At 73.1% G+C, this 6,387-nt stretch carries 2 protein-coding genes; both read right to left on the reverse strand.

Annotation, left to right across the window (positions count from 1 at the left end; translation table 11 throughout):
• Positions 1–1,742: condensation domain-containing protein (locus ACZ4V1_RS35700; protein WP_468345294.1), on the reverse strand; the 1,742-nt coding region annotated here is incomplete at its 3' end.
• On the reverse strand, positions 1,739–6,387 hold a 4,649-nt coding region (locus ACZ4V1_RS35705), incomplete at its 5' end, for an amino acid adenylation domain-containing protein (protein WP_468345297.1). The genes ACZ4V1_RS35700 and ACZ4V1_RS35705, both read right to left, overlap by 4 nt.

Here is a 6,387-nt window from a genome sequence, read left to right on the forward strand (position 1 = left end):
GAGTTCCCGGTGTAGGTGTCGGTGGGGATGGGTGTGGTGAGGGTGAGGGCGGGCTGGGCGTCGTCGAGCATGTAGGTGATGCGGTCGGTGGGGTATTCGGGGTCGATGGGGAGGTAGGCGGCGCCGGTTTTGAGGACGGCGAGCATGCTGGTGATGGCGTCGAGGGATTTGGGCAGGGCGATGGCTGCGAAGTCTTCGGCGCCGAGGCCTTGGGTGAGCAGGTGCCGGGCGAGCTGGTTGGCGCGTGCGTCGAGTTCGGCGTAGGTGAGGTGGGTGTCCTCGTGTACGACGGCGACCGCGTCGGGTGTGCGTTGTGCCTGCTGGGTGACGAGTTCGTGCAGGGGGGTGCCGGGGAGGTCGGTGCGGGCGCCGTTCCAGTCGACCAGCACCCGCTGCCGTTCGGCCGGGTCGAGGGTGTCGAGTCGGGCGAGGGGCTGGTCGGCGTCGGTGACCAGGGTCTCCAGCACCCGCACCATCCGACGGCCGATGGCGCGGGCGAACTCCTCGTCGTAGAGGTCGGGCCGGTAGTCGACACGGAAGGACAGCTCGGCGCCGCGCATCGTCGCGACGACGTTGACGGCGAAGTGCGTACCGCCCTTGATGTCCGCCGAGGCCACGCGCAGCCGGTCCGTGCCGGCCGTGGCGTCCAGGCCGCCCTCCTCGACCGGGTAGTTCTGGAAGACCATGGCGGTGTCGAAGAGTTCGCCGTGTCCGGCCCAGCGCTGGATGTCGGCCAGTCCGGCCCACTGGTGGTCCAGGAGGCGGGTCTGTTCGGCCTGGAGGCGGCGGAAGAAGCCGCTGACCGGTTCGGCGTGGTCGAGGCGGGCGCGGACCGGGAGGGTGTTGATGAACAGGCCGACCATCGACTCGACGCCGGGCAGCTCGGGCGGGCGGCCGGAGACGGTGGCGCCGAAGACGACGTCGTCGCGGCCGGTGGCCTGGGCCAGTGCCAGGGCCCAGGCGCCCTGCACCACCGTGTTCATGGTCACGCCCTGACCCCGCGCCCACGACGCCAGGGCACCGCTGACCTCGGAGTCCACGGTGAAGGAGACGTTTTCGGGCGCGGACGGCGCGGTGCCGGCGCCCGGGGCGAGCAGGGCGGGCTCGTCGAGTCCGGCCAGGGACTCCTGCCAGGCCGCCCGGGCCGCGTCCCGGTCGCGGGCGTCGAGCCAGGCGAGGTAGTCGCGGTAGGGACGCACCCGGGGGAGCGCGGAAGGATCACCGGCGGAGGCGTACAGCGCCATGAGCTCGCGCAGCAGCACCGGCATGGACCAGCCGTCGAGCACGATGTGGTGGTTGGTCATCACCAGCCGGACCCGGTCGGGGGACAGCCGGATCGCCGTGAAGCGCAACAGCGGCGGACGGCCCAGGTCGAACCGTCGCGCGCGGTCGTCGGCGGCCAGCCGGCCGGCCTCCGCATCGCGCTCGCCCTCGGGCAGGGCGGACAGGTCGGCGTCCTGCCACGGCAGGTCGACGTCGCGCAGGACCAGCTGCGCCCAGGCGCCGTTCTTGCGCTGCCGGAACCCGGCGCGCAGGTTGGCGTGCCGCCGCAGCAGGGCCTGCGCCGCGGCCCGCATCCGGGCGCCGTCGAACGGGCCCTCCAGGTCGAACGCCACCTGGCCGACGTAGAGGTCGGGTCCCTCCGAGTGCAACAGGCCGAGGAAGACGAAGCCCTCTTGCAGCGGGGCGAGCGGAAGGATGTCCTCGATCTTGCTGTGCGAACGAGACGGTTGCTGACTCACTGCTCAATCTCCCACTCGGACTGAAGGTCGGACTCGAACTCCTCGATCTCGGACTGACTGAGCGAGTCGAGGGTCACGTCGGACGGGGTCAGGCCGCCGGCACCGGGACGGCCGGCATGCTCCACCAGGGCTTCCAGCGCCCGGAACCAGTGCTCGGCCAGTTTCCGGGCGTCGTGGTCGGGGACCAGGCGACGTGCGTAGGTCCACTCCGCGCGCAGTCGGGGACCGTCCTCTCCCTCGTACGCGACGGCGCTGACCTCCACCGCGTGGGCCATCGGTGCCGCGGGGCGCGAGGCGGCCACTCCGCCGCCGGTCACCGTCCACGGCTCCGGGGTTCGCGAGGCCGGAGTGATCCGGCGCCCCAGGTAGTTGAAGCCGAAGTCGGGTTCGGGGAGGCCGGCGAGCCGGGGGCCCGCGGTGGGGTTGAGGTGACGCAGCAGGCCGAAGCCGATGCCGTCGCCCGGCACGGCCCGCAACTGCTCCTTGACCTGCTTGAGGCCGTCCCGGAGGGCGTCCCCGTCCTGGTGCAGCCGGGCCCAGTCGGCGACGTCCGGCGCGAGCCGCACCGGATGGACGGCGGTGAACCAGCCGGCCGTGCGGCTCAGTTCGGCGCCCGGCACGGCGTCCTCGTGGCGGCCGTGACTCTCCAGGTCGACCACGACGGGCGCGTCGGGATCCTCGCCGCGACCACGCCGCCACTCGGCGACGGCGAACGCGAGGGCGGCCAGCAGGACGTCGTTCACGCTCGCGTTGACGCTCCCCGGGACCCGTGTGAGCAGCGCTTCGGTGGTCGGGGACGCCAGGTCGAGGCCGATTCGCCCCGCCTCGCCCTGGACATCGCGCTCACGGTCCAGCCGCAGTGTGCCCGCCCCGGCGAGCGTGTCCTCCCAGTGAGCGGTCTCCGCCTCGACCCGCGGGTCGGTGGCGAGCCGCTCCAGCGAGGTGGCCCACTGCCGCCACGAGGTGCCCACCGGGGCGAGTTCGTCGCCCTGGTACGCCGTGGCGAGATCCGGAACGACGATGCTCCAAGTCACCGAGTCGACCACCAGGTGGTGCGCGACCAGTACCAGCAGGCCGTCCCGTCCGGCCCCGCGGTCGATCCGCACGGCCTGGAGCATGCGGCCTTCGGCGGGCGCGAGGCGGTCGCGCGCGGCGCACGCCGCCTCCGTGACCAGGGACTCGAAGTCGACCGCCGAGCCGGGAGCCGCCGTGGTGACGGCGAGTATGTCCGCGGCCGGCACCGTGCCCGGCCGGCGGACCTCCGCGCTCCCGTCGGAGCGGACGAGCATCCGCAGCGCGTCATGGTGATCCAGCACGCTCTGCAGGGCGGAGACCAGCCGGTCCGGTTCCACCGAGGGCGGCAGGGACACCACGACGGACTGGTTGAAGTCGTCGCCGCCCAGACCGAGTTCGGCGCTGCGCGCCATCACGGGGGTCAGCGGAGCGGGGCCGTGCGGCGGTACCTCGGCGACCTCCGGCACGGTGTCGTCCACCCGGACCGCGAGCGCCGCGGCCAGCTGAGCCGGCGACTGGTGCTCGAACACGTCACGGACGGCGAGGGTGAGGCCCGCCGCGCGGGCCCTGCTGACGAACTGGATGGACAGGATGCTGTCACCGCCCAGATCGAAGAACCCGTCGTCGATCCCCACCGCGGGCAGGCCGAGCACCTCGGCGAAGAGGGTGCACAGCAGCTCCTCGGTGCGGGTGCGGGCGGCCCGCCCGGTGGACGGCGCCGCGTAGTCCGGGGCGGGCAGCGCCTTGCGGTCCAGCTTGCCGTTGGCGGTCAGCGGCAGACCGTCGAGGACGACGAACGCCGACGGCACCATGTAGTCCGGCAGCGCCTGGCGAACGAAGGCGCGCAGCGCGTCGGTGTCGACGTCGCCGGCCCGGCCCTCGGCGGCCACCACGTAGCCGACCAGGCGCCGGTCTCCCGGCCGGTCCTCGCGGACGACGACGGCGGTCTGGGCCAGCTCGGCCCGGGACGAGAGGACCGTCTCGATCTCACCGAGCTCCACCCGGAAGCCGCGGATCTTCACCTGGTCGTCGGCGCGGGCCAGGTACTCCAACTCACCCGCCGGGTTGTAGCGGACCAGGTCGCCCGTGCGGTACATCCGCTCGCCCGCCCCGTACGGATCCGCGACGAACCGCTCACAGGTCAGGTCGGCGCGGCCCAGGTACCCGCGCGCCAGACCGGTCCCGGCGATGAACAGCTCGCCGGGCACACCCGCGGGCACCGGCTGGAGGTACCGGTCGAGGACGTACGCCCGGGTGTTCCCCATCGGCCGCCCGACAGGAAGGGACCCCTGCGCCGTGTACGGCGCCCCCACCTCGTGCTGGGTCACGCACAGCGTCGTCTCCGTCGGCCCGTACAGGTGGCGGAGTACGGCGCGCGGCGCGTGCGCCAGCACCCGGGCCACCGCGGCGGGCGACACCACGTCACCACCGGTCAGCACCTCCCGCACGCCCGAGAAGCACTCCGGCGCCTCCTCGGCGATGACCCGGAAGAAGCCCGCGGTGAGGTGGACCGCGGTGATGTCGTGGGCCGAGATCAGGTCGGTGATCGCGGCCGCGTCCAGATGCCCGGGGGGTGCCACGACGACCGTCCCGCCGGAGACCAGCGGCACCCACATCTCGTAGCAGGACACGTCGAACGCGTGCGGGGCGTGCAGCAGCACCCGCTCGTGAACGCCCGGCCGCCAGCAGTGGTCGCGGACGAGGTCCACGACTCCGCGGTGCGTGACGGCCACGCCCTTCGGAGTCCCGGTGGACCCGGACGTGTACATCACGTACGCCAGATCCTGCGGACTCACGCCCGTGTCCGGCACGCCGTGGTCGTGCCCCGCGCCGGACGGGGCGCCGTACTCGTCGACGACCATCACCCGTGCGCCCAGCTCCCCCGCGCGCACGGCCTCCGCCCGGTCGGCGAGGACCAGCGTCGCGGCGGTGTCCGCCACGATGTGCCGCATCCGGTCGAGCGGATACGTGTCGTGCAGCGGCACATAGGCGCCGCCCGCCTTGGTGATGGCCAAGGTGGCCACGACATGGGCCGACGACCGCTCCATCAGCATGACCACCGGCGTCCCCGGCCGCACGCCCTGCTGCCGCAGCAGCCGGGCCAGCCGGTTGGCGCGGGCTTCGAGTTCGGCGTACGACACCGTCGTCGCGCCCTGCACGAGGGCCGGCGCGTCGGGCGTCCTGAGCACCTGCGCGGCGAACAGCTCGGGCAGCGTCGCGTCCAGGCTCTCCAGGACGGGCCCGGTTCCCCCGGAGAGCAGCCGGTCCCGTTCGGCTCCGCCGAGCACCGGCACCTGGGACAGCCGGGCACCCGGATCGGAGACGACCGCCTCCAGCGTCCGCACGAACCGCTCGACCAGGACCCGCGCCGTCGACCGGTCGAACAGGTCGGTCCGGAAGTCCAGCGCACCCGTCAGTCCGGTCCTCCGGCCGTCGCCGTCCCGTACCTCGGCGAGAGCGAAGGCCAGATCGACCTTGGCCGCGCCGAGCCGGCTGCGCTCCGCGGTGACCCGCAACCCCGGCAGACCGAGTGAGGCGTCCGGGTCCGTCTCCGCGGTGCTCAGGTTGAGCATCACCTGGAAGAGCGGGTGGTGCGCCAGCGTACGGGCCGGGTTCAGCGCCTCGACCAGCCGCTCGAAGGGGAGGTCCTGGTGGGCGTAGGCCGCGAGGTCGGTGCGGCGCGTGCTCTCCAGGAGCTCCCGGAAGGTGGGGTTGCCGCTGGTGTCGGTCCGCAGGACGAGCGTGTTGACGAAGAAGCCGATGAGGTTCTCCGTCGCGTCGTCGGTACGGCCCGCGACCGGCGCGCCGATCGGGATGTCCTCACCCGCGCCGAGCCGGGTGAGGAGCACGGCGAGCGCGGCCTGGACCACCATGAACGTACTCGAGTGCGTGGTGCGCGCCAGCTCGGTCAGCCGCGCGTACAGGTCGGCGTCGAGCGAGAACGCGACGCGGTCACCGTCCTGGCTCGCCACCGCCGGCCGGGGCCGGTCGGTGGGCAGGTCCAGCTGCTCGGGCAGCCCGGCCAGCCGCTGCTTCCAGTAGGCGAGTTGTCTGCCGGCGGCGCTGTCGGCGTCGGTGTCGTCGCCGAGTACCTCCCGCTGCCACAGGGCGTAGTCGGCGTACTGGACCGGCAGCGGCTCCCAGGCCGGCCCGTCGCCCGCGCACCGCGCCGTGTAGGCGGCGGCGAGATCCTGGGCCAGGGGGGTGCGGGACCAGGCGTCGGTCGCGATGTGGTGGATGAGCAGCAGCAGGACGTGCTCGTCCGCCGAGATCCGGAACAGCGTCGCCCGCACCGGTATGTCGGCCGTCAGATCGAACGCGTGATGTACGGCCTCGGAGAGCTTCCCGTCCAGCTCGCTCTCCTCCGTGGCGACCACGGTGAGCGGCACGACACCGGGCTCCCACGCGTGAACGACCTGCCGGGGCCCCTGTTCGTCCTCGGTGTAGGTGGTGCGCAGGCTTTCGTGGCGGGCGACGAGGTCGTTGAGCGCCGCGTGCAGGGCGTCGTGGTGGAGGGCGCCGGTGAGGCGGAGCGTGGTGGGGATGTTGTAGGTGGGGGTGGGGCCTTCGAGCTGGTGGAGGAACCAGAGGCGTTGCTGGGCGTAGGAGAGGGGGATGCGTTCGGGGCGGG

The organism is Streptomyces sp. NPDC028991, assembly GCF_055564775.1.